22 protein-coding genes are annotated in these 24,528 nt (G+C 63.5%); 17 read left to right on the forward strand and 5 right to left on the reverse strand.

Annotated features, from left to right (window positions below; genetic code table 11):
- Positions 1 to 53 precede the first annotated feature (53 nt).
- The 9 genes from rph (at position 54) to PG881_RS09720 (ending at position 9,559) form a co-directional block, all read left to right on the forward strand.
- Positions 54 to 770, forward strand: coding sequence for a ribonuclease PH (rph, locus tag PG881_RS09680; RefSeq protein ID WP_039213069.1), 717 nt, complete (start codon positions 54 to 56; stop codon positions 768 to 770).
- Between the two features lie 74 nt (positions 771 to 844).
- Positions 845 to 1,498 carry an orotate phosphoribosyltransferase gene (gene pyrE / locus PG881_RS09685; RefSeq protein ID WP_270799592.1) on the forward strand — a complete coding sequence of 218 codons (654 nt, stop codon included), beginning with the start codon at positions 845 to 847 and terminating at the stop codon, positions 1,496 to 1,498.
- 179 nt (positions 1,499 to 1,677) lie between these two features.
- Entirely contained in the window at positions 1,678 to 4,110 is a 2,433-nt protein-coding gene (locus PG881_RS09690) for a heavy metal translocating P-type ATPase (RefSeq protein WP_270799594.1), read from the forward strand.
- A 10-nt stretch (positions 4,111 to 4,120) separates the two neighbouring features.
- The gene (gene cueR / locus PG881_RS09695) at positions 4,121 to 4,510 is read left to right on the forward strand and encodes a Cu(I)-responsive transcriptional regulator (protein WP_010635698.1); all 390 of its coding nucleotides are present in this window, start codon (positions 4,121 to 4,123) and stop codon (positions 4,508 to 4,510) included.
- Between the two features lie 125 nt (positions 4,511 to 4,635).
- Positions 4,636 to 5,790, forward strand: a complete 1,155-nt coding sequence (locus PG881_RS09700; RefSeq protein WP_270799596.1) for a GGDEF domain-containing protein — start codon at positions 4,636 to 4,638, stop codon at positions 5,788 to 5,790.
- A gap of 30 nt (positions 5,791 to 5,820) precedes the next feature.
- On the forward strand, positions 5,821 to 6,084 hold the full coding sequence (locus PG881_RS09705) for a YihD family protein (protein ID WP_005306857.1): 264 nt from the start codon (positions 5,821 to 5,823) through the stop codon (positions 6,082 to 6,084).
- A gap of 199 nt (positions 6,085 to 6,283) precedes the next feature.
- Positions 6,284 to 7,732, forward strand: a complete 1,449-nt coding sequence (ccoG, locus tag PG881_RS09710) for a cytochrome c oxidase accessory protein CcoG (protein ID WP_016352365.1) — start codon at positions 6,284 to 6,286, stop codon at positions 7,730 to 7,732.
- 91 nt (positions 7,733 to 7,823) lie between these two features.
- Complete coding sequence (locus PG881_RS09715; RefSeq protein WP_017409685.1) at positions 7,824 to 8,813, forward strand: serine/threonine protein kinase; 990 nt, start codon at positions 7,824 to 7,826, stop codon at positions 8,811 to 8,813.
- A gap of 137 nt (positions 8,814 to 8,950) precedes the next feature.
- The gene (locus PG881_RS09720) at positions 8,951 to 9,559 is read left to right on the forward strand and encodes a thiol:disulfide interchange protein DsbA/DsbL (protein ID WP_043126077.1); all 609 of its coding nucleotides are present in this window, start codon (positions 8,951 to 8,953) and stop codon (positions 9,557 to 9,559) included.
- Positions 9,560 to 9,634: 75 nt separating this feature from the next.
- Here the strand turns inward: PG881_RS09720 and pncB are convergent, their stop codons facing one another.
- Together pncB and PG881_RS09730 are read right to left on the reverse strand one after the other, a co-directional pair.
- Positions 9,635 to 10,813 carry a nicotinate phosphoribosyltransferase gene (gene pncB / locus PG881_RS09725; protein ID WP_270799601.1) on the reverse strand — a complete coding sequence of 393 codons (1,179 nt, stop codon included), beginning with the start codon at positions 10,811 to 10,813 and terminating at the stop codon, positions 9,635 to 9,637.
- Positions 10,814 to 10,914: 101 nt separating this feature from the next.
- The gene (locus PG881_RS09730) at positions 10,915 to 11,550 is read right to left on the reverse strand and encodes a nicotinamidase (RefSeq protein ID WP_011707867.1); all 636 of its coding nucleotides are present in this window, start codon (positions 11,548 to 11,550) and stop codon (positions 10,915 to 10,917) included.
- A 75-nt stretch (positions 11,551 to 11,625) separates the two neighbouring features.
- Here PG881_RS09730 and PG881_RS09735 point away from each other — a divergent pair, with 75 nt between their 5' ends.
- Entirely contained in the window at positions 11,626 to 12,276 is a 651-nt protein-coding gene (locus PG881_RS09735) for an NUDIX hydrolase (RefSeq protein WP_270799603.1), read from the forward strand.
- Positions 12,277 to 12,372: 96 nt separating this feature from the next.
- Complete coding sequence (locus PG881_RS09740) at positions 12,373 to 12,858, forward strand: DUF523 domain-containing protein (RefSeq protein ID WP_270799606.1); 486 nt, start codon at positions 12,373 to 12,375, stop codon at positions 12,856 to 12,858.
- Here PG881_RS09740 and PG881_RS09745 read toward each other — a convergent pair.
- The 3 genes from PG881_RS09745 to PG881_RS09755 all read right to left on the reverse strand — a co-directional run bounded on the left by PG881_RS09745 (position 12,804) and on the right by PG881_RS09755 (position 16,303).
- Positions 12,804 to 13,760, reverse strand: coding sequence for an acyltransferase (locus PG881_RS09745; RefSeq protein ID WP_016352357.1), 957 nt, complete (start codon positions 13,758 to 13,760; stop codon positions 12,804 to 12,806). The two genes, PG881_RS09740 and PG881_RS09745, sit on opposite strands and share 55 nt — an antisense overlap.
- Positions 13,754 to 14,668 carry an acyltransferase gene (locus PG881_RS09750; protein WP_270799608.1) on the reverse strand — a complete coding sequence of 305 codons (915 nt, stop codon included), beginning with the start codon at positions 14,666 to 14,668 and terminating at the stop codon, positions 13,754 to 13,756. The genes PG881_RS09745 and PG881_RS09750 overlap by 7 nt, the downstream gene beginning before the upstream one ends.
- A 120-nt stretch (positions 14,669 to 14,788) precedes the next feature.
- Positions 14,789 to 16,303 (reverse strand): YifB family Mg chelatase-like AAA ATPase, encoded by a 1,515-nt coding sequence (locus PG881_RS09755; RefSeq protein WP_270799611.1) that lies wholly within the window; start codon positions 16,301 to 16,303, stop codon positions 14,789 to 14,791.
- Between the two features lie 383 nt (positions 16,304 to 16,686).
- Between PG881_RS09755 and ilvG the strand changes: the two genes are divergently transcribed.
- The 6 genes from ilvG to ompA all read left to right on the forward strand — a co-directional run bounded on the left by ilvG (position 16,687) and on the right by ompA (position 24,401).
- Positions 16,687 to 18,333, forward strand: coding sequence for an acetolactate synthase 2 catalytic subunit (gene ilvG / locus PG881_RS09760; protein ID WP_270799613.1), 1,647 nt, complete (start codon positions 16,687 to 16,689; stop codon positions 18,331 to 18,333).
- A complete protein-coding gene (ilvM, locus tag PG881_RS09765; RefSeq protein ID WP_005306810.1) occupies positions 18,330 to 18,581 on the forward strand; it encodes an acetolactate synthase 2 small subunit in 252 nt (83 codons plus the stop codon). The genes ilvG and ilvM overlap by 4 nt, the downstream gene beginning before the upstream one ends.
- A 12-nt stretch (positions 18,582 to 18,593) precedes the next feature.
- Positions 18,594 to 19,538, forward strand: coding sequence for a branched-chain amino acid transaminase (locus tag PG881_RS09770; RefSeq protein ID WP_270799616.1), 945 nt, complete (start codon positions 18,594 to 18,596; stop codon positions 19,536 to 19,538).
- Positions 19,539 to 19,683: 145 nt separating this feature from the next.
- A complete protein-coding gene (gene ilvD, locus PG881_RS09775; RefSeq protein ID WP_113994435.1) occupies positions 19,684 to 21,525 on the forward strand; it encodes a dihydroxy-acid dehydratase in 1,842 nt (613 codons plus the stop codon).
- A gap of 3 nt (positions 21,526 to 21,528) precedes the next feature.
- The gene (ilvA, locus tag PG881_RS09780; RefSeq protein ID WP_011707857.1) at positions 21,529 to 23,049 is read left to right on the forward strand and encodes a threonine ammonia-lyase, biosynthetic; all 1,521 of its coding nucleotides are present in this window, start codon (positions 21,529 to 21,531) and stop codon (positions 23,047 to 23,049) included.
- 245 nt (positions 23,050 to 23,294) lie between these two features.
- Positions 23,295 to 24,401: a porin OmpA gene (gene ompA / locus PG881_RS09785; protein ID WP_270799621.1), complete on the forward strand. Its 1,107-nt coding sequence runs from the start codon at positions 23,295 to 23,297 to the stop codon at positions 24,399 to 24,401.
- Positions 24,402 to 24,528: the final 127 nt, after the last annotated feature.

Below are 24,528 nucleotides of genomic sequence, written 5' to 3' on the forward strand. Positions count from 1 at the left end.
GCTGGGATCACTTATACTCCTGCGCCAATTCAGCCAGCCCAGAGGTCCGTCTCATGTCACGTCCCAGCGATCGTACTGCCGCGCAGCTTCGTCCGGTCACCATTACCCGCCACTTCACCAAGCATGCTGAAGGGTCCGTGCTGGTGGAATTCGGCAACACCCGCGTGCTCTGCACCGCCAGCGTCGACACCAGTGTTCCGCGCTTCCTGAAAGGGAAGAATCAGGGCTGGGTCACTGCCGAGTACGGCATGCTGCCGCGCTCCACCCACTCCCGGATGAACCGCGAAGCGGCCTCCGGCAAGCAGAGTGGCCGCACCCTGGAGATCTCCCGGCTGATCGCCCGCTCCCTGCGCGCTGCGGTAGACCTGACCGCGCTGGGCGAGCACTCCATCACAGTTGACTGCGATGTGCTGCAGGCCGACGGTGGCACCCGCACCGCCGCCATTACCGGTGCCTGCGTGGCGCTGGTCGACGCGCTGAACTGGATGGTCGAGAAGGGCATGCTCAAGCAGAGCCCGCTCAAGCAGATGATCGCCGCCGTCTCCGTCGGTATGTATGAAGGGGAAGCCATCTGCGATCTGGAGTACATCGAAGACTCCGCCGCCGAGACCGACATGAACGTGGTGATGACCGAAGATGGTCGCATCATCGAGGTGCAGGGCACCGCGGAGGCCGAACCCTTCACCCACGAAGAGCTGCTGGAGATGCTGGCGCTCGCCAAGGGCGGCATCGCCGACATCATTGCGCTGCAGAAGCAGTCACTTGCATGATTTTAAAAACGCGGCATTGACCGCGTTTTTTTATACCCCACGAAAGTAAACGACAAGCCAAGCAAGGAGCCAGAATGAAAGCCTACCAGCGTCAATTTATCGAGTTCGCCCTGGAGAAGCAGGTCCTCAAATTCGGTGAATTTACCCTGAAATCCGGTCGTAAAAGCCCCTACTTCTTCAACGCCGGTCTGTTCAACAGTGGCCGCGATCTGGCCCGTCTCGGCCGCTTCTATGCCGCCGCGCTGATGGATGCCGGTATCGAGTTTGATGTGCTGTTTGGCCCGGCCTACAAGGGGATCCCCATCGCCTCCGCCACCGCAGTGCAACTGGTGGAGCAGCACGACGTGGACGTGCCCTGGTGCTTCAACCGCAAGGAGGCCAAGGATCACGGCGAGGGCGGCAATCTGGTGGGCAACCCGCTCAAGGGGCGCATCATGCTGGTGGACGACGTCATCACTGCCGGTACCGCCATCCGCGAATCCATGGATCTGATCCAGGCCAACGGCGCCTCGCTGGCCGGCGTGCTGATCGCGCTGGACCGTCAGGAGAAGGGCAAGGGCGAGCTCTCCGCCATTCAGGAAGTGGAGCGTGACTACGGCGCCCACATCATCGCCATCATTCAGATGAGTGACCTGATTGCCTATCTGGAAGAGAAGCAGGCCGAGCAGCCAGAGCTGGCGGCGCAACTGGCTGCCATGAAGGCCTATCGCGCCCAGTACGGTATCTGAGTCGCAGTTCACACCGCGCAATAGTTGAAGGCGGCGCCCGTTGGCTCTCTGGCAGCAAACGGGCGCCGTTTTTTCATCTGCAAAAAGTGAGTCAGGTGGCTTGAGCTTACCCTTACAGTAAAGGTTAGGGTTTGTTGGTCGGTGCTCATTCTGGCCGACTGGTTCCGGGGAGGAACAACATGACCACTCATCTTCAATCACCTATTCATCTGCAGTTGCCGCTCAGCGGCATGAGCTGCGCCAACTGCGCCGGCCGCATCACGACCGCCCTCAACAAGCTCGACGGGGTATCGGCCACCGTCAACTTCGCACTGGAGCAAGCCGCCATCGACCTGGCCAGCCCCGACCGTTTGCCAGCGGTGCTGGAGAGCATCAAGGCGCAGGGTTACGACTACGGCAGCGAGACCATACTGTTTCAGATCACCGGCATGACCTGTGCCGGTTGCTCGGCCCGCCTGAACAAGATGCTGGCGGCGCTGCCTGGCGTCATCTCCGCCGACGTCAACTTCTCCATCGAGCAGGCCCGTATCGTGCTGGTCCCCGGGATACAGACGCCCGCTGGCCTGCGCGAGCAGATCGAGGCGCTCGGCTTTGGCGCCCAGCTGGCGCAGGGCTCGGCCAGCGGTCGCCGTCAGCAGTTGCTGGAGCGGGAAGCGCAGGAGGCCGCCAGCGCCCGTCAGGCGCAAACCCGGGTCATCGTCTCGGCCCTGCTGACCCTGCCGCTGCTGGCGGGCATGCTGGCCATGGCCGGTCTGCTGCCCTGGCATCTGCCCGCCTGGCTGGAGCTGGTGCTCGCCACCCCGGTGCAGTTCTGGATCGGGGCCCGCTTCTATCGTGGTGCCTGGCTCGCCATCAAGAACCGCTCCGCCAACATGGATGTGCTGGTGGCAACCGGTACCAGTGCTGCCTACTTCTACAGCCTCTATCTGCTGCTCAACCTGGGGATGGCCGCCAGCGGCCAGCTCTATTTCGAGGCAAGCGCCATCATCATCACCCTGATTTCCCTCGGCAAGTTGCTGGAGGCTCGGGCCAGACGCAGCACCCAGTCCGCCATTCGCGAACTGATGGCGCTGCGGCCGGAAACCGCTACCGTCTGGCGTGGCGAGAGCTGGCAGAGCGTCGCCATCGACGAGGTGCTGCGCGGCGATCGGTTGCGGGTACTGGTGGGTGAGAGGGTGCCGGTGGATGGCAGAATCGTGAGCGGCGAGAGCGAGCTGGATGAGTCGATCCTCACCGGCGAGAGCCTGCCGGTACCGCGCGGCGAGGGTGACAAGGTGCTGGGCGGAGCCATCAACCGCTCCGGCGTGCTGGAGATTGAGGCCACCACGGTGGGGGAGGACTCCAGCCTCAGCAAGATCATCGCACTGGTGGAAAACGCCCAGATGGGCAAGGCGCCGCTGCAGCAGCTGGTGGACAAGGTCTCTGCCGTGTTCGTGCCGGTGGTGATGGCCATCGCCCTGTTCACCCTGCTGGTGTGGTACGCCATCAGCAACGACTTCGGTCAGGCGCTGCTGGCGGCGGTGGCCGTGCTGGTGATCGCCTGTCCCTGTGCGCTGGGGTTGGCGACGCCGGCGGCCATCGTCACCGGTACCGGGGTGGCGGCGCGCCACGGCATTCTGATCAAGGATGTCGATACCCTGCAGAAGGCCCACGCCATCAAGGCGCTGATCTTCGACAAGACCGGTACCCTGACCCAGGGCCGGCCGGTGCTGGCCAGCTGGAGCGGCGACGACGAGCAACTGCGCCTCGCCGCCGCCCTGCAGCAGGCGAGCGAACACCCGCTGGCGCTGGCCATGCGCGAGGCAGTCGGCAAGGAGGCCATGCTGCCCCAGCCGGAGGCGGTGGAAGTGCGGGTCGGTGCCGGTATTGTCGGTCAGGTCGCCGGCCACACGGTCGCCATCGGCAATGGTTCTTTGCTGGCCCAGCTCGGTATTGAACCGCCACAACAGGATGAACAAGCCGCCGACGGCGCGACCCGGGTCTGGGTGGCCATCGACGGCGTGGTGGCCGGCATAGCCGCGCTGGCCGATACCCTGCGCCCCGAGAGCCCGGATGCCATCGCCACCCTGCGCCAGCGCGGCATCGCCAGCTGGCTGGTGAGCGGTGATGCGCCGGCGCCGGTGGCCCATATCGCCGCCAAGCTGGGGCTGGATGGGGCCTTCGACTCCGTCCTGCCAGCCGGCAAGGTGGAGAAGGTCGCGGCGCTGCGGGCACAAACCCGCGGGCTGGTGGCCATGGTGGGGGATGGGGTGAACGACGCCCCGGCACTGGCGGCGGCGGATGTGGGCATCGCCATGGGCTCCGGCTCCGACGTGGCGATGGAGACCGCCTCCATCACCCTGATGCGATCCGACCCGCGGCTGGTGGCTGATGCCATCGACATCTCGGCGGCCACCTGGCGCACCATCCAGCAGAACCTGTTCTGGGCCTTTGTGTTCAACATCATCGGCATTCCGCTGGCGGCGCTGGGTTACCTCAGCCCCGAGTTGGCGGGGGCGGCCATGGCATTGAGCAGCATCACAGTCTTGAGCAATTCCCTGTTATTGAAGCGTTGGCAGCCGCGGGCACTTGCCCAGGTCAGCCACCATGTCAGCACAGAATCGAACCGTTAAGGAGTCATCCATGAACATCAGCAAGGTAGCCAAGGCGACGGGACTGACCGCCAAGACCATTCGCTACTACGAGAGCATCGGCCTCATCTCGGCGCCGGTCCGCAGCGACAACGGCTACCGCAGTTACACCGAGGGGGCGCTGCGCGAGCTGCGCTTCGTCAAGCGGGCGCGGGAGACCGGTTTCAATCTGGAGGAGTGCCAGGAGCTGCTGGCACTCTATCGGGACGAGCACAGAACCAGCGCCCAGGTGAAGAAGCTGGCGCAGGAGAAGATCGTCGATCTGCGCGCCCGCATCGCCGGCTTGCAGGCCATGCTCAGCTCCCTCGAGGGGCTGGTCGGCTGCTGCCACGGGGATGAAAACCCCGAGTGCCCGATCCTCGACGAGCTGGAGCGCGGCTGAACCGTCTCTGCCGGCAGGTTGGGCCTGGCATCATCGACTGACTAACCGCTTAATAACGGACGTTTTATTGTTGGCTCCGAAGGGGTAGTGGTAGACTGTGCGGCTCTTGTACAGGGAGTACGCAGTTGACCCAGAGTGTGACACGTCAGGTGAAGCAGGCCATCATGGCCCAGCTCTATACCCACGCCTCATTCAGCCTGCCTTGCCTGGGTCTGCTGGCGCTTGGCTGGAGCCTGCTGTTCCACGACTACCTGCCCGCCGCCGAAGCGCTCGGCTGGCTGGCCGGGGTGTTGCTGCTGCTGATCTGCCGAGGCTGGCACCTGCGCTGGCGTCAGCCCAGGCTGGCGCAGATCCCGCTGCCGGTGCTGGAGCGCGAGCTCTTCATCGGAGCCACCATCACCTCCATCATCTGGGCGCTGGGCGTGTTGCTCTACATGGACAAGCTGCCCGACACCTACCGGGCCGCCATGATGATGCTCTCCAGCCTCATTCTCACCGGCAGCGCCATCATGCTGTTCGGCAGCCGCCGCTCGCTTTACGGCGCCGTCTTGCCGCTCGGGCTGGCCATGCTGTTCGAGCTGGGGGCGGGCAACGAGCAGGAGCGGATCGTCTCCTGCATGCTGGCGGGCTACCTGTTCGTCTTCCTACCTACCCTGCTGCGCCGCCTGCGGCGGGATCAGGTGGCCTCGCTTTATCACCGTTTCTCCAACGCCGATCTGGTGGCCGAGCTGAAGGCGGTCTCCGAGCACCTCAAGCTCACCTCCCGGCTGGACGGACTGACCGGCATCGCCAACCGGGCCCACCTCGACTACTGCCTCGAGCGCGCCTGGCGTCGCTGTCACCGGGCCCGGGCGCCGCTGTCGCTGGTGCTGGTGGATGTGGACTACTTCAAGCAATTCAACGACCTGTACGGCCATCAGCTGGGGGACGAGTGCCTGCAGCAGGTGGCGGGTCTGCTGGCGGAAGTGCAGCGGCGCGAGGACGATCTCGCCGCTCGCTACGGCGGCGAGGAGTTCGCCCTGCTGCTGCCCTGTACCAGCATGCAGGGGGCGCTGCAGATCGCCGAGAACGTGCGGGTGGCGCTGAAGGATTTGAGCATTCCCCATCAGAAATCCCTGGTGTCCGGGCGGGTCAGTTGCAGCTTCGGGGTGGCGACCCTGGTGCCGGATCAGAGCCTCTCCATCAGCGAGCTGATTCAAAAAGCGGATGCGGCCCTCTACCAGGCCAAGCATAATGGGCGGGATCGTATCGAAGTAGCCTTGATGGGTAAGGTTGCCTGAGTTTCACAAGACAGATTAAAGAGGTCGTCTATGCAATGTCATCGTATCGAAGAGCTGCTGGAGTTGTTGCAGCCTGCCTGGATCAAGGAACAGGATCTCAGCCTGGTGCAGTTTGTTGCCAAACTGGCCGAGGAAGCGGGATTTGAAGGTCCTCTGTCCGAGCTGACCGACGACATGCTGATCTATCACCTCAAGATGCGAGAATCCGACAAGCAGGCGATGATCCCCGGCCTGGCCAAGGATCACGTGCCCGACTTCAAGGAAGCCCTGCTCAAGGCCCGCGGCATCAAGTAAAGATTGCTCCAGCTGGAGCCTTTATTGGTGTTCAAAAGAATCTCTCAAAAAGGCGTTTCGTCAACTGGCGATACGTCTTTTTTGTTGCTTGAAATTGCGACGCCACTCGAACATTAGATACATTTTACCCACACAATTAGCAGGCTGTTTAAGATATAATCCGCTCCATAACAATTAATGAGTGGAGCGAAGTGTTGCAATGGCCGACCAGGACAAGATCGATATCAAGGATGTCACCGGCGATGTAACGGGGACATACAACCCCAATACCTTCAAAGCGAGCGATGACAGGTTCAATCCCGGCAACCGCATCTACGTGAGGGCCCAGACCGGCTACTGGCAGCGGGTGCGCAAGGCCATGGGCTGGTTCTTCGTGGTGCTCTTCGTCGCCATTCCCTGGTTGCGCTATGACGGTCGCCAGGCCGTGCTGTTCGACATCGGTCACCAGCAGTTCCACATCTTCGGTGCCACCATCTGGCCGCAGGACCTGACCCTGCTGGCCTGGATCTTCATGATCGCCGCCTTCGGGCTCTTCTTCGTGACCACCTTCCTTGGCCGGGTCTGGTGCGGCTACCTCTGCCCGCAGACGGTGTGGACCTTCATGTTCATCTGGTTCGAAGAGAAGCTGGAAGGGGCGGCCAACAAGCGCCGCAAGCTGGATGCCTCGCCCTGGAACGCCGAGAAGCTGGCCCGCAAGGGGGCCAAGCATCTGGCCTGGATCCTGCTGTCGCTGGGTACCGGCCTCACCTTCGTCGCCTACTTCCAGGATGTGTTCCAGCTGGTGCCGGACTTCTTCACCCTGCAGGCCAGCGGCTGGGTCATCTTCTGGGTGGTGCTGTTCGCCGCTTGTACCTACGGCAACGCCGGCTGGATGCGCGCCATCATGTGCATTCACATGTGCCCGTATGCTCGCTTCCAGTCCGCCATGTTCGACAAGGACACCTTCATCGTCGGCTATGACGCCAAGCGCGGTGAAACCCGTGGCGCCCGTGCCCGTAAGGCCGATCCCAAGGCGCTGGGGCTGGGGGACTGCATCGACTGCGACCTCTGCGTGCAGGTCTGCCCGACCGGCATCGACATCCGCGACGGCCTGCAGTACGAGTGCATCAACTGCGGTGCCTGCGTCGATGCCTGCGATCAGACCATGGAGCGGATGGGTTATCCGAAGGGGCTCATCAGCTACACCACCGAGCACAAGCTGGCAAACGACTCCACCCACGTGGCGCGGCCCAAGCTGATTGGTTACGGCCTGGTGATGGCGGTGATGCTGGGGGTGTTCGTCTACAACGCCATGTCCATCATGCCGATGGGGCTCGATATCCTGCGGGATCGCAACCAGCTGTTCCGCGAGAACAGCGAGGGGCTCATCGAGAACACCTACACCCTCAAGATCCTCAACAAGACCCTACATCCCCAGACCTATCAGCTGGATGTGGAGGGGCTGCCGGAGCACGAATGGTTCGGCCCGCGCGAGGTGACTCTGAAGGCGGGCGAGATCTTCACCCTGCCGGTGAGCGTGGCGGTGGATCCCTTCAACCTGAAGAAGCCGACCTTGGACATCCGCTTCGTGCTCAAACGCGAAGGGGCGGCCGCGGACGACAGCAAGGGGATCCTGCGCCAGCCCAGCAAGTTCATCAGCCGGCTGTGACCGCCGTCGCCATGGCCGGTTTTAGCCGGTCATCGGGCGCGGCAATGATAAGCAGTAGTGATAGAATGGGGCGCAACGGCGCCCCTTTCTCATGGTGGATGACATGCGTTTCAACTATTCCGACCTCAATCCCGATCTCATCATGGATGCGCTGGACCTCAGCGGCCTGCGTATCGACTCCGGTCTCATCGAACTCAACAGCTACGAAAACCGGGTCTACCAGTTTCAGGATGAAGATCGTCGCCGCTACGTGGTGAAGTTCTACCGTCCCGGTCGCTGGAGCCGGGCCCAGATCCTCGAAGAGCACGACTTCGCCGCCCGCCTCAATGAGGCGGAGATCCCGGTTGCCGCTCCCATCGCCTTTGCCGGTGAGACCCTGCTGGAGCATCAGGGCTACCCCTTCGCCATCTGGCAGAGCGTGGGGGGGCGTCAGTTCGAGGTGGACAACCTCGACCAGCTGGAGTGGGTGGGGCGCTATCTCGGCCGCATCCACCAGATAGGTGCCAGCCGCCCCTTCCACCACCGAGTCCGGCTCGATGTGGAGAGCATGCTGCACGAGCCGCGTCAGCTGCTGGCGTCCGGCGAGTGGTTGCCGAGCGGGTTGGCCAAGTCCTTCTTTGGGGTACTGGACGAGCTGATCAAGCATGTCAGTGACGCCATGACCCTGGACGTGGCCCAGATCTCCCTGCATGGCGATTGTCACCCGGGCAACATCCTCTGGCGCGACGGCCCCATGTTCGTCGATCTCGATGACTGTCGCAGCGGCCCCGCGATTCAGGATCTCTGGATGATGCTGAGCGGCGAGCGGCACGAGCAGCTGATCCAGCTCGATACCTTGCTGGCGGGCTATGAGGAGTTCATGGAGTTCGACCCGCGCGAGCTGGCGCTGATCGAGCCGCTGCGGGCCATGCGCATCGTCCACTACATGGCCTGGCTGGCCCGGCGCTGGGAAGACCCCGCCTTCCCGCGCCACTTCCCCTGGTTCAACACCGATCACTACTGGCGCCAGCAGATAGCGACCCTGCACGACCAGCTGGAAGCGCTCAAGGCACCGCCCCTGACGCTGACGCCGGGCTGGTGATGAGGGAAAGAGAGCGGGCGGCAGACGGGACTCGCGCACCCAGCTTGACCATTGACTGCGCAGTGGTGACGCAATAGGCTTGGCACTGCTTCGGTTCGCCGGGCGTGCCTCACAGTGATCCCTTAACAGGAAACGTCATGAAAAAAGTACTATTTTTCCTTGCTGCCATGCTGATGATCCCCATGGTTCACGCCGCCCCCGAATTCAAGGAAGGCGTCAACTACGATGTGGTCAAACAGACCGGTAGCGCCCAACCGGAAGTGCTGGAGTTCTTCTCCTACTACTGCCCCCACTGCGCCAAGTTCGAGCCGATTGCCGAGGATCTGAAGAAGAACCTGCCGGAAGGCGTGCCGATGAAGAAAAACCCGGTGGCCTTCCTGGGCCGCGAGATGGGTCCAGAGATGCAGCGTGCCTACGCCGTTGCCAGCCTGCTGAACGTTGAAGGCAAGCTGACCCCGGCCATCTTCGACAAGATCCACACCCAGCGTCAGTACCCGCAGAGCCGTACCGACGTGAAGCAGATCTTCGTGGACAACGGCGTGCCGGCCGAGGAGTTCGACGGTGCCGTCGACAGCTTCGCCGTCTCCGGCATGGTCTCCCAGTTTGACCGCAACACCGAGAGCTACAACATCCGCGGTGTGCCGGCCTTCCTGGTCAATGGCAAGTACATGGTGAAGATCGAATCCATTACTTCCCAGGAGCAGTTCAACCAGCTGGTGAAATTCCTGCTGGCCAAGAAAGACTGATCCCGCCAGACCCGATGAAAAAAGCCCGCCGGTGCAAACCGGCGGGCTTTTTGTTTGCCATCAGATTGGCCGAGGTCAGACCCCGACGTGGAACGCCTGCTTGAGGTTGCGGATGAAGTCCGCATCCCGGCACAGGGTCTTGCCGGGGCTGTCGGAGATCTTGGCGACCGGGCCGCCGTTGCACTCCATCAGCTTGAACACGATGTTCATCGGGTTGACGCCGGGCAGATCGCAGGTGAGCTTGGTGCCGATGCCGAAGCTGGTGTTGATGCGACCACGGAAGTGACGGAACAACTCGACCGCCTTGTCGAGGTTGAGGCCATCGGAGAACACCAGCGTCTTCTCGGTGGGGTCGATGCCGAGCCGCTGATAGTGGCTGATGGCCTTCTCGCCCCACACCACGGGATCGCCGGAGTCGTGGCGCAAGCCCTGGTAGCGGCTGGCCAGCTCGAAGTCGAAGTCGCGCAGGAAGGCATCCATGGTGATGCAGTCGGTGAGCGCGATGCCGAGGTGATTGGTGAATTCATCCAGCCAGCTGGTGAGGGCGGCCCGCTGGCTGTGTTCGAGCGGGAAGCCGAGCTGCTGGTGGGCCTGGAACCACTCGTGGGCCTGGGTACCCACCGCCGGCAGGCCATATTTCTGGGCCAGCAGGTAGTTGCTGGTGCCGCGAAACGCCGGCAGCCGCTCCTTGAGACGACCCACCACCGCATCCTGCACCGCGAGGGAGAAACGGCGTCGGGTGCCGAAGTCGATGAGGTTGAACTCGTTCATCTCTTCCCGGCTCAGCTCCCGCTCCAGCTTGTCGATCTTCTGATCGAGCCGCTCCAGCGCCTGACTGACGCCAAACTGGGGGTAACGGAAGCGGTTGCGCATCTCGCTGATGATGGCGAGCACCGGGATTTCCCACAGGATCACGTCCTGCCAGGGGCCCTCGACCCGCACGTTGATGCGACCATCCTGCTCGAACACCTTGAGCAGGGAGGCATCCAGCGGCTTGCGGCGCAGGTGATCCAGATAATCGGCGGTAAAGAAGGGGCGCTCGGCCAGGAAGTTGAGCTCGGGCCTGGTCAGCCGCAATGAGCCGGCAAGGTGCAGCTGCTCCTCGATCTGGCCCATCATGGGCAGCAGATCCTCTTCGTTGCGGCTGTGGAACTCGGCCACCACCTCGGCATCCGGATAGCGATGGAACACCGCCTGCTGCATGTGCAGCTTGTAAGCATCTGTATCGAGCAGGCTGTTGAGTATGGGTGGCATATCAGACTCCCCGCAGGCGGGTGAACGCAAGAGCGCTCCCCTGCCGCTTTTGTAGATTGCAGACGCCGGTATCGGGCAGGCTGATGAGAATGAGGGGCATATCAGGCGTCCAGCAGGCGTTGTACATCGATCAGGCTCTGGGCGAGTTCGGCGCCGGCCTCGATCATCTGGGTATGGGCGCTGGCAACCGTCTCGGGGGCGATGCCACGACAGGCATCGAGATGGACTATCACCCGGAAACCGGCGCGGCGCAGCTGCAGCACGCTGGTCTTGACGCAGTAGTCGGTGGCAAGGCCGCCGGCCAGTACGGTAGTGACGCCACGAGCGTGCAGAAACTCGATGAGTCCGGTGCTGCGGCGCTCGGCCAGATCGTGGAAGCAGGTGCCGTAGGGGTGCAGATCCGGCTCGACCCCCTTCCAGACGAAGAAGTCGTAATCGACCGGGGCCGGCAGGCCGTCGAGCAGTTCGAAGCCGCGGGTACCCGGCACGCAGTGTACCGGCCAGGTAAGGTCGGCGTTGGGCAAATCCAGCGGCAGCAACATGCCGGCGGGATCGCTGACGGCCCAGGCGGCGTTGGCGGGATGCGAATCCTTGCTGCCGATCCGCAGGCTGGCGAGGGTGGCCTGAGCGTTGAGCGCAGCCACAATATCATCCCCGCCCGCGACGGGCAGTTCGTTCGGGCAGAGGGGGGTAAAGCCCTTCTGCGCATCAATATCCAGGCTGGCGACGGTTCCCATAGAGTGGCTCCTGCACATACTATTCGTGTGATATTATCTACCAAACATTAATCGAAGGCGAGCAGGGCGATCGGCATGTTGAGAATGAGTCTGGATATGGTGGTGCTGCGGTTGAACGAGGAGCGGCTCGAGCTGCTGCTTGAGACCCGCGATCGCCCGCCCTTTGCCCGCTGCTGGCAACTGCCGGCGCTGCGCATCGACGAGACCCGGGATCGGGATCTGGACGCGGCTCGCCATCGCCTGCTGACCGAGTGGGGGCTGGGCCACTGCTACAGCGAGCAGGTCTGCACCCTCGGCAATCTGGAGCGGGATCCCCGTGGCTGGTCCACCACCCTGGTCTATCTCTGCCTGGTGGACTCCGAGGTCGAAGCCGTGCACGGCTGCTGGCACCCGCTCTGTGACCTGCCAGGGCTCAGCCTCGCCTTCGACCACACCCAGCTGATCGCCCGGGGGCTGGAGCGGCTGCGGATCAAGAGCCGCTACAGCACCTTGCCGCTGCAACTGCTGGGGGCCGAGTTCACCCTCTCCGAGGTGCAGCGGGCCTTCGAAATCATCCTGCAGACGCCGATGAACACGGCGGCCTTTCGCAAGCGGATCCACCGTGCCGGCATCCTGCTGGATACCGGTCGCAAGCGCACCGGCAAGCAGCGCCCCGCCATTCTCTACCGGATGGAGAGCCCCTGCTGCGTGATGTTCGATCAGGTGATGAACGGAGCGGAAGCATGAGTGGCGCAGGTGTACACAAGATATTGGTGAGTGCCTGCTGGGCCCATGTTCGTTGCGCGACGAGGGCCCAGATTTTAGCCAGCGGGGGAGCAAAGCATGAGTGAGGCCAGCGTGCACAAGGTATTGGTAAGCGCCTGCTTGCTGGGCCAGCCGGTGCGCTACGACGGTCAGAGCAAGGGGATCGTCAGCGACTGGCTGCGCGAGCTGGGGGCTGAAGGGCGAGCGCTGGCGTTTTGCCCCGAGGTGGCGGGCGGCCTGCCGACCCCGCGCCCCCCTGCCGAACGGCAGGGCGAGCGGGTGGTGACCGAGGGTGGAGTGGATGTGACGGCAGAGTTCGATCACGGCGCCCGGCTGGCGCTGCAACTCTGCCAGGCTCAGGGCATTCGCTTCGCCCTGCTGAAGGAGGGGAGCCCCTCCTGCGGCAGCGGTCGCATCTATAACGGCCGCTTCGAGGGTGTCTCTGTGGCGGGCGAGGGCATGACCACGGCCCTGCTGCGCAGCCACGGCATCCGGGTGTTCAGCGAGGATCAGCTGCCCGAGCTGGCCTCGGCGCTCGCCTTGGCTGCCTGCGGCTCGGCCTGAGCCGCTGCATCGGCCGCCTGCCACTGCGCCAGAACGGCGTCCTTCTCCTGCCAGCGCTGGTTCAGCCACTGCTGGAAGCCGCGTTTGAACTGCTTGTCGTTGAAGTAATCCCCCACCAGCTGCTCATCCACCGGCAGCTCCTCTATCCGTACCCGGATGCGCTTCATCCGCCCCATCAGGAAATCCTTGAACGGGGTTTCGGGGTTGTCCGGGTAGCTGATGGTGACGTTGATCAGGCTGTCGAACTGCTCTCCCATGGCCGCCAGAGTGAAGGCCAGCCCTGCCGCCTTGGGCGACATCAGGTGCTGGTAACGGGAGCGGGAGGCGTCGCGCTTCGCCTCGGTGAAGCGGGTCCCCTCCACGAAGTTGATAACGGTGGTGGGGATGTGGCGAAACTTCTCGCAGGCGTTGCGGGTGGTCTCGATGTCTTTGCCGCGCAGATGCGGATTCCTCAGCAAAAACTCCCGTGAGTAGCGACGCATAAAGGGCATGTCGAGCCCCCAGCAGGCCAGCCCCAGCAGCGGGATATAGATCAGCTCGTGCTTCATGAAGAACTTGGGCACCGGTAGCCGATCACGGAACAGGTGGCCGAGCACCACGATATCGGTCCAGCTCATGTGGTTGCTGACGATCAGATACCAGCCATCCTTGCGCAGCCGGGTGTCGTCCTCCACCTGCCAGTCGATGCGGGTGGTGAGGCGGATCACCAGGGCGTTGCAGGCCAGCCACAGGCGCATGAAACGGTTGTTGAGGCGACTGCAGGCACGGCCAAAGGCCGGGATCGGCAGTAGCAGCTTGGCCAGTGACACCAGCAGGATCAGGCTGGCGCACAGGGCGGTAAACAGTATGGTCAGGCCGGCGCTGATGAGCAGCACCAGCGGACCCGGGAGCAGGGTTAGCATGGCGTCGTTGAGGGCGTCTTGTTCGCCAGCAGCTGATCCAGGGTCTGGTCTTTCTCGTGCCAGATCCCGTTCAGCCACTGTTGAAACTCTTGTTGGAACTCGGGGTCATTGAAGTAATCCCCCACCAGATTGCGTTCGATCGGCAAAAAGCGGACTCGAACCTTGATCTCCTTGACTCGACCGCACATAAAGTCCCAGTAACTGGGGATGCCGTCCGGATAGGCGATGGTCACATCCACTAGCTTGTGCAGCTGATCACCCATGGCCGCCAGGGTGAAGGCGATGCCGCCCGCCCGCGGGTGCAGCAGGTGGCGATAGGGTGCTGCCTGTTTGTCGTGTTTGCGGGCGGTGAAGCGGGTGCCCTCCACGAAGTTCATCACACTCACCGGAATATGGCGGAACTTGGCACAGGCCTGGCGTGTGGTCTCTATGTCTTTTCCCTTCAGATGTGGCTTCTTTTCCAGCAACTTGCGCGAATATCGCCGCATGAAGGGGAAATCCAGTGCCCACCAGGCCAGGCCGAGAAAAGGTACCCAAATCAGTTCTTTCTTGAGGAAAAACTTCAGGAAGGGGATTTTTTGATTAAAAATCCGCTGCAGTACCAGTATGTCGACCCAGGATTGATGGTTGGCAATCACCATATACCACTCATTCCGGCGCCCTTTGTCCACTCCGACCACATCGAAAGGGGTTCTGATGATGGTTTTCTGGATCAGGTTGTTGAAACCGATCCAGCAGCTGGCACTGCCATCCAGCAGCGCGTTGCAGAGGGTGCGCCAGCCCTTGAGGGGCAGCAACAGCTTGAGCAGGCCCAGCGTGAGGATGGGGATAAACCAGAACAGGGTGTTGAGAAAATAGAGCAGGGTCGAGAGGCTGCCGCGCAGTCGCTCAATCAGCTTGTTGGGCATGGGTCGGGTCCGTCTTGCTGTCGATAAGGGGCCATCAAGTGGTCAGATCTGTGGCCATAATATCAGCCGACGGCCCGCGAGACCATGCAAGGGGCCATCGCGGTCGCTTCCTGCCCCGTATCAGCCGCTGCGCAGCCGCGACAGCAGCCGGTCCATGGCCCGGTAGCCGAGCGCCTCGATCAGGTGCTCCTTCTCGATGACCTGCCGTCCTGCCAGATCGGCTATGGTGCGCGACACCCGCAGGATGCGGTGCCAGGCCCGGATGCTGAGCCCCAGCTTCTGGATGGCGTTCTCCAGAAACTCGGCATCCTGCGGCGACAAGCGGCAAATTTCTTCGATTTCACGGCTATCAAGCAGGTTGTTGAGCTTGCCGTTGCGGCTCAGCATGCGCTCCCGCGCCCACAGCACCCGTTCGCGGATCTGCTGGCTCGACTCTCCCCGCTCCGCCTTGCCGGTCAGGCTGCCCTTGGGCAGCAGTGGCACCTCCACCGTCAGGTCGAAGCGGTCGAGAAAGGGGCCGGAGAGCTTGCCGAGGTAGCGCAGGATCTGATCCGGGCTGGAGCGGGTCTGGCCATCGCCATAGTGGCCGCAAGGGCTGGGGTTCATGGCGCCGACCAGCTGGAAGCGGGCGGGAAAATCCACCTGGCGGGCGGCCCGGCTGATGGTGATATGGCCGGTCTCCAGCGGCTCGCGCAGGGAGTCGAGCACCTTGCGCTCGAACTCGGGTAGTTCATCCAGAAACAGCACCCCGTTGTGGGCCAGGGATATTTCACCGGGCCGCGGGTGACTGCCACCCCCCACCAGCGCCACTGCCGAGGCGCTGTGGTGCGGCGTGCGGTAGGGCCTATGGTGCCAGTGACCGGCGCGCGGGGTGAGGCCGCCGATGGAGTGGATGGCGGCGGTCTGCTGCGCCTCCTGTTCGCTCAGCGGCGGCAAGATGCCGGGCAAGCGGCTGGCCAGCATGCTCTTGCCGGTGCCGGGCGGGCCGATGAACAGCAGGTTGTGGCTGCCGGCGGCGGCGATCTCCAGCGCTCGCTTGGCCTGGGACTGGCCGATCACGTTCTGCAGATCCGGCACATCGGGCAGGGCCTCCGTGGTCTGGGGATCCGGTAGTGGCAGTTCGTACTGGCCTGCCAGCCAGGCGGTGACGGCCAGCAGCTGGTGGGCGGTGCGCACTTCGGCGTCTTGGATGAGGGAAGCCTCCGGACCGTTCTCCCGCGGTACCAGCAGGGTGCGCCCCGCATCCCGGCAGGCGAGCACGGCGGGCAGCACCCCGAGCACGGGACGGATCTCGCCGGTCAGGGCCAATTCGCCTAAAAATTCGTGATCGAGCAGGTATTTTGCGGGTATCTGCTTGGAAGCGGCGAGAATGCCGATGGCGATGGCCAGATCGAAACGGCCCCCCTCCTTGGGCAGATCGGCGGGGGCCAGATTGACCGTGATGTGTTTGCTCGGGAACTCGAAATTGCCGTTGAGCAGGGCGCTGCGCACCCGATCCCGCGACTCCTTCACCGAGGTTTCCGGCAGGCCCACCATGTTGAAGGCGGGCAAACCGTTGGAGAGGTGTACCTCCACCGTCACTTGCGGGGCCGCGACACCCAAGCTGGCACGGCTATAAACCACAGCTAATGACATAAATCCCGTCCTTGGTTTGATGTATATGCTGGTTAACCGTTTTTTATCAGTTTTTTGTTCCAATCGACGCGTTCGGACTCAGTCAAAATCAGAGTCTTGTCAGGCAAAAAACGCTTGCCCAATAAAAATCACCGTGCTAGTTCTAATAGCCATTCGCGGTAAAAACCGCCCAATTTCACAGGATTTCCGGTTGTAACTATGAACATGGCCTCCCGTTTCGTCAGCATTATTGTGGTCCTAGTGGTGATTATTATCTCACCGCTCGGGGCTCGTTTAGCTGCACGGAACAAGGGATAGACCCACCACCGGACAGAACGAAACAAGCGACCCCCGAGCCTCACAGCTCGGGGGTTTTTTTTCGACCACAGGACAGGATTTTCCAGATGAACGGCGCGCAGTTTTTGGTACAGGCTCTCAAGCAACAGGGTGTGACTCAGGTGTTTGGTTACCCGGGCGGGGCCATCATGCCGGTCTACGATGCCCTGTATGACGGTGGCCTGGCCCATCAGCTCTGCCGCCACGAGCAGGGTGCCGCCATGGCGGCGGTGGGTTATGCCCGCGCCTCCGGTCAGGTGGGGGTCTGCATCGCCACCTCCGGCCCCGGCGCTACCAATCTGGTAACTGGCCTCGCGGAGGCGCTGCTCGATTCGGTGCCGCTGGTGGCCATCAGCGGTCAGGTGCCCTGCGCCGCCGTCGGGACCGATGCGTTTCAGGAGGTCGACGTGCTCGGCATGTCCCTCTCCTGCACCAAGCACTCCTTCATGGTGACCGATGTGGCCGATCTGCCGCAGGTCATTGCCGAAGCCTTCGCCATCGCCAGTGAAGGGCGCCCGGGCCCGGTGCTGATCGATCTCCCCAAGGATGTGCAACTGGCCAAGGTGCCAACCCAGAGTCCGCTGTTTGCGGTGGCTGAGCCCGAGCATCTGAGCCAGGCCGAACTGACGGCCGCCCATACCCTGTTGGCCGTTGCCGAGCGCCCGGTGCTCTACGTTGGTGGCGGGGTAGGCATGGCCAATGCCGAGCAGCAGCTGCGCGACTTTGCCGCCGCCACCGGCATGCCGGCGGTCACCACCCTCAAGGGGATAGGTGCACTCGACCCCGACAGCCCCGTTTACCTTGGCATGCTCGGCATGCACGGCACCAAGGCGGCCAACTATGCGGTGCAGCAGTGCGACTTGCTGCTGGTGGTGGGTGCCCGTTTCGATGATCGAGTGACCGGCAAGCTGGAGGAGTTCGCCCCCGAAGCCAAGGTGATCCACCTCGATGTGGACGCCGCCGAGTTCGGCAAGCGCCGCGCCGCCGAGGTGGGCATCACTCAGGATCTGAAACAGGTGCTGCCGCGCCTCGCCATGTCCCTCTCCATCGACCCATGGCGTGAGCACTGCGCGAACATGGCCCGCGAGTATGCCTTTCGCTACGACCATCCCGGTCAGCCCATCTATGCCCCGGCCCTGCTCAAGCAGCTCTCTGCCAGGTTGCCGGAGACCAGCGTGGTGGCCTGCGACGTGGGTCAGCACCAGATGTGGGTGGCCCAGCACATGCGCTTCACCAGCCCGCGCAACCACCTCTCCAGCGCTGGTCTCGGCACCATGGGCTTCGGCCTGCCCGCCGCCATCGGCGCCAAGATGTCGCGCCCGGAGGATGAAGTGGTGCTGGTGAGCGGCGATGGCTCTTTCATGATGAACGTGCAGGAGCTCGGCACCATCCGCCGTGCCCAGCTCAAGGTGAAGATGGTGCTGCTGGACAACCAGCGCCTCGGCATGGTGCGCCAGTGGCAGGAGCTGTTCTTCGACGGCCGCTACAGCGAGACCATCCTCTCCGACAACCCCGATTTCATCGCCCTGGCTGCCGCCTTCGGCATCCCCGGCGAAACCATCACATGCAAGGATCAGATAGCCGGCGCCCTCGATCGCCTGCTGGCAAGCGAGAGTGCCTACCTGCTGCATGTGGCCATTTCAGAGGAAGAAAACGTCTGGCCCCTGGTTCCGCCAGGAGTCGCCAACCACCAGATGATGGAGCAACGCCCATGAGTCAGTTCAATACCTTGCAAATCCATGCCCAGCCCAGACCCGAAGTGATGGAGCGGGTGCTGCGGGTGGTTCGTCACCGCGGTTTCAACCTCTGCGCCCTCAACATGGAGCAGGATTGCCAACAACTGCGGATCACGGTTACTGTCGAGTCGGTGCGTCCCATCCAGCAGTTGTGGAGCCAGCTGGTGAAGCTGGTGGACGTTTCCCGGGTCGATGCACTGGAACAGCAACCCCGGATCAGAGCTTAAGGAGCCAAGCCAATGTCACAGCCTTCCCAATCCGCCACCCACCCGCAATACATCTGGTTCAACGGCAAACTGGTGCCTTGGCAGGATGCCCAGGTGCACGTGATGAGCCACGCCCTGCACTACGGCTCCTCGGTGTTCGAAGGGGTGCGCGCCTACGACACCCCCAAGGGCACCTGCATCTTCCGTCTGCAGGAGCACACCCGCCGCCTGTTCGACTCCGCCAAGATCTACTGGATGGACGTCCCCTACAGCGAGGCCGAAGTGAATGAAGCCTGCCGCACCGTGGTGCGCGAGAACGGCCTGAGGAGTGGCTACCTGCGCCCGCTGGCCTTTGTCGGCAACGTGGGGCTGGGGTTGCATCCGCCGCTGGATGCCAAGGCCGACCTGATGGTGGCTGCCCTGCCGTGGGGCGCCTATCTGGGGGAAGAGGGGCTGAAAAACGGGGTGGATGTGTGCGTCACCTCCTGGAACCGGCTCGCTCCCAACACCATTCCCACCGGCGCCAAGGCCGGCGGCAACTATTTGTCTTCCCAGCTGATCAGCCGCGAGGCCAAGCGCAACGGCTTCGCCGAGGGGCTGGCGCTGGATGTGAACGGCTACCTGAGCGAAGGGGCGGGGGAGAACCTGTTCCTGGTGAAGAACGGTGTGCTGTTCACCCCGCCCGCTACCGCCGCCATCCTGCCCGGCATCACCCGTGACACCATCATGACGCTGGCCCGCGATCTCGGTTACGAGGTGCGCGAGCAGGCGCTGCCCCGTGAGGCGCTCTATGTGGCAGACGAAATCTTCATGACCGGCACGGCGGCCGAGGTGACGCCGGTGCGTTCCGTCGATCGGATGAAGGTGGGTGCTGGCTGCCGCGGCCCGGTGACCGAGCAGCTGCAAAACGCCTTCTTCGGCCTGTTCACCGGTCAGACCGAAGACAAGTGGGGCTGGCTGACGCCAGTCAACGACTGATGAGAGAGGGGAGGCGTCATGCCTCCCCGAGTCGCTTCCGGTCAGGGCACTGCGCGGTGCCCTCACCAGGATCGATTCCCGATCCGAGAGTCACTTTTTCATTTCCAAAGATAATGAGCCCGCTGGGCATTCAGGGAGTAGAGACATGCCGAAGTTGAGATCCGCCACCACCACCCACGGACGTAACATGGCCGGGGCCCGCGCCCTGTGGCGTGCCACCGGAATGACCGATCAGGATTTCGGCAAGCCCATCATCGCCGTGGTCAACTCCTTCACCCAGTTCGTGCCGGGCCATGTCCACCTCAAGGATCTGGGCCAGCTGGTGGCGCGGGAGATTGAAGCCGCCGGCGGTGTGGCCAAGGAGTTCAACACCATCGCCGTGGATGACGGCATCGCCATGGGCCACGGCGGCATGCTCTACTCCCTGCCATCGCGCGAGCTGATCGCCGACTCGGTGGAGTACATGGTCAACGCCCACTGCGCCGACGCCATGGTCTGCATCTCCAACTGCGACAAGATCACCCCGGGGATGCTGATGGCCGCCCTGCGCATCAACATCCCGGTCATTTTCGTCTCCGGCGGCCCGATGGAAGCGGGCAAGACCAAGCTCTCCGATCAGATCATCAAGCTGGATCTGGTGGACGCCATGATCCAGGGCGCCGACCCCAAGGTTTCAGACGCCCAGAGCGAACAGGTGGAGCGCAGTGCCTGCCCTACCTGCGGCTCCTGCTCCGGCATGTTTACCGCCAACTCCATGAACTGCTTGACCGAGGCGCTGGGCCTCTCCCAGCCGGGCAACGGCTCGCTGCTGGCAACCCACAGCGACCGCGAGCAGCTGTTCAAGCTGGCGGGCCAGCGCATCGTGACCCTGGCCAAACGCTGGTATGAGCAGGACGATGCCTCGGCACTGCCGCGCAACATCGCCACCAAGGCGGCGTTCGAGAACGCCATGGCGCTCGACATCGCCATGGGCGGCTCCACCAATACCGTGCTGCACCTGCTGGCGGCGGCCCAGGAGGCCGGGGTCGACTTCACCATGGCCGACATCGACCGCATGTCGCGCAAGGTGCCGCAGCTGTGCAAGGTGGCACCCTCCACCCAGAAATACCACATGGAAGACGTGCACCGCGCCGGCGGCGTGGTCGCCATTCTGGGTCAGCTGGAAAAAGCGGGCCTGGTGCACGGGGACACCCGCAACGTGCTGGGAACCTCGCTGCTGGAGCTGCTGGCCGAATATGACGTCAGCCGCCAGCCCAGTCAGGAGGTGGTGGACTTCTACCGCGCCGGCCCGGCCGGGATCCGCACCACCAAGGCCTTCAGCCAGGATTGCCGCTGGCCCGAGCTGGATCTGGACCGCGCCGAAGGCTGCATCCGCTCGCTGGACAACGCCTACAGCCTGGAAGGGGGCCTGGCCGTGCTCGCCGGCAACCTGGCGCTGAACGGTGCCATCGTCAAGACCGCCGGGGTGGATGAGGAGAACCTCACCTTCCGTGGCCCGGCCCGGGTATTCGAGAGCCAGGACACGGCGGTTGCCGGCATTCTGGATGGCACCGTCAAGGCCGGTGAAGTGGTGGTGATCCGCTACGAGGGCCCGAAAGGGGGCCCCGGCATGCAGGAGATGCTCTACCCCACCACCTATCTGAAATCCATGGGGCTCGGCAAGGCGTGTGCGCTGATCACCGACGGTCGCTTCTCCGGCGGCACCTCGGGCCTCTCCATCGGCCACGTCTCGCCGGAGGCGGCCTCCGGCGGCACTATCGGTCTGGTGGAGGATGGCGACATCATCAACATCGACATCCCGGCTCGCAGCATGGTGCTGGAGGTGGCCGACAGCGTGCTGGCTGCCCGCCGCGTCGCCGTTGAAGCCCGTGGCTGGAAGCCGCTCGATCGCCAGCGTCAGGTCTCCTTTGCCCTGCGCGCCTACGCCATGTTCGCCACCAGCGCCGACAAGGGCGCGGTGCGCGATCGTTCGATGCTGGGGGAATAAACCATGGTCTCTGCGGCGGATTATCTACGCAAGGTGCTGCTCTCCCCCGTCTATGAGGCGGCCCGAGTCACCCCCCTGCAAACGTTGAAAAAACTCTCCGAGCGGCTCGGCAATCACGTCAGCCTGAAGCGGGAGGACCTGCAACCGGTCCACTCCTTCAAGCTGCGCGGCGCCTACCACAAGATTGCCACTCTGACCGAGGAGCAGAAGGCGCGCGGCGTCATCGCCGCCTCCGCCGGCAACCACGCCCAGGGGGTCGCCCTGTCGGCCGCCAAGCTCGGCATCAAGGCGATCATCGTGATGCCCAAGACCACGCCGGACATCAAGATTGACGCGGTGCGCCGGCAGGGCGGCAACGTCATGCTGTTTGGCAACAGCTTCGACGAGGCCTACGGCGAGAGCCGCCGCCTCGCCGAGTTGGAGGGCTACACCCTGATCCCGCCGTTTGACGACGTCGAGGTGATCGCCGGCCAGGGCACCATCGGCAAGGAGCTGCTGGAGCAGGATACCCATCTCACCCACGTGTTCGTGCCGGTGGGTGGCGGCGGACTGGCCGCCGGGGTGGCGGTCTACATCAAGCAGCTGCTGCCGGATGTGAAGGTTATCGGGGTGGAGGCGGAGGGTTCCGCCTGCCTCAAGGCCGCGCTGGCAGCGGGCGAGCCGGTCAATCTGGAACGGGTCTCGCTGTTTGCCGACGGAGTGGCGGTCAAGCGCATCGGCGAGGAGACCTTCCGCCTGTGCAACCAGTATCTGGACGAGGTGGTGACCGTCTCCAACGACCAGATCTGCGCCGCGCTGAAAGACATCTTCGACGACTGCCGCGCCATCGCCGAGCCGTCGGGCGCCCTGTCGTTGGCGGGTCTGAAGGCCTACAGCGAGCGGGAGCAGGTCAAGGGGGGGCGGATGGCGGCCATTTTGTCCGGCGCCAACGTCAACTTCCACAGCCTGCGCTACGTGTCGGAGCGCTGCGAGATCGGCGAGAAGCGCGAGGGCATGCTGGCGGTGACCATCCCCGAGCGCAAGGGGGCCTTCCTCGACTTCTGCCGTCAGCTCGGGCCGCGCATGGTGACCGAGTTCAACTATCGCTATGCGGATGCCGAGCAGGCGTCGCTGTTCGTCTCGGTGCGCCTCACCGGCGGTGACGAGGAGCTGGGCCAGATCATCGATCAGCTCGGTGGCAACGGCTATCCGGTGGTCAACATGACCGAGAGCGAGCTGGCCAAGAACCACGTGCGCTACATGATTGGCGGCCGCCCGGCCCGGCCCCTCGGTGAACGCCTCTACAGCTTCAAGTTTCCGGAGCAGCCTGGCGCCCTGATGCGCTTTCTGGAGACCCTCGGCTGTCGCTGGAACATCAGCCTGTTCCACTACCGCAACCACGGCGCCGACTATGGCCGGGTGCTCTGTGCGTTTGAGCTGCCGGACGAGGACGTGGCGGCTTTTCACGACTACCTGCACGAGATTGGCTACGGCTGGAAAGAGGTGAGTGACGACCCCGCCTACCGGCTGTTTCTGGCCAGCTAGGTGGGTTGCAAGCAACAAGAGGGAGGCCATCGGCCTCCCTTTTTCATGGCGCTGGCCGGCACATCCGCGGATACCCCCTGCATGGGGCGTTTTCCTGCCGGGAATGCCGTGCGCTTCACACTCTTGAGTCCCAAGTCATTTGAGGCTGGCAACAGATGGGATAACCTGATGGACGGGGCCGTTTGCCCCATCAGGGAAGAGAGGCGCAAGAGCGCCCATCACGACTCATTGCAGAGGCTTTCACCATGAACAAATCGATACTTGCCGTGCTGGTCAGCGGCCTGCTCGTCAGCGGGGCCGTGCAGGCTGCCGCTCAGGACAACACCTGGTACGCCGGCGGCAAGGCCGGCTGGTCCAAGTTCTTCGACGTGGATCAGAAGCAGGTCGTCTCCGACACTCTGGGGGCGCTGCAGAACACCAGCACCAGCAAGGATACGCTCGGGCTGGGCGCCTTTGCCGGCTATCAGCTCAACCCCAACCTGGGCTTCGAATTCGGCTATGACTGGTTCGGCAAGTACACCTCGTCCGGCGAATTGAGCGGGGTGAGGGTGGAAGGGGAAGCCAAGAGCCAGATGATTCAGACCACCATGAAGATAGGGTTCCCGGTCAACGATGCGCTGGATCTCTACGGCCGGCTCGGCGGCGGCTACGCCTGGACCAACAGCGAATTGTCGGCCCAGACGGCCACCGACTTCATCAAGGATACCGGCAACAAGCATGGCGCCGTGTTCGTCGGGGCGCTGGGGACTGAATACGCCATCGACCGTGACTGGGCCGCCCGCCTCGAATACCAGTACACCACCCCGCTCGGGGATACCTCCCTCGATCGTTCCGGCATCGAGATGGACAACGGCATGCTGGCGTTTGCCATGCTCTATCGCTTCGGCCAGCAGGGTGGCGAAGTGGCGGCGCCTGCTCCGGCCCCGGCTGCGGCGCCGGCTCCCGCCGTGGTGGTGGTGCCCAAGACCTTCAGCCTGAGCTCGGACGTACTGTTCGAGTTCAACAAGGCGACCCTGAAGCCGGCTGCCAGCCAGGCGCTCGACAACCTGTTCAGCCAGATAGTGGCGGCCAATCCGAAAGACGGGGTGGCGACCGTGATCGGCCACACCGATCGCATCGGCTCTGACGCCTACAACCAGGCGCTCTCCGAGCAGCGCGCCCGCAGCGTCGCCGACTACCTGATCGCCAAGGGACTGTTTGCCGACAAGGTGCGGGTCGAGGGGCGCGGCAAGTCCTCTCCGATCACCGGCAACAACTGCAGCAGCGGCTCCAAACCGGCGCTGATCGCCTGTCTGGCACCGGATCGGCGAGTGGAAGTGCGGCTGGAAGGGGTCTCCCAACCGGCGCAATGACCACGGTGGCAGCATGAACGACAAGGGAGGCTTAGGCTTCCCTTTTCATTGCCGCCAGCGGGGGCGGTTATGTGCAGATGCCGATACCGCAGCCTCCTGATATAGCCAATCGGTGTTAAGCCTACCC

The organism is Aeromonas sp. QDB54 (assembly GCF_027707385.1).
Lineage (GTDB): Bacteria > Pseudomonadota > Gammaproteobacteria > Enterobacterales > Aeromonadaceae > Aeromonas > Aeromonas hydrophila.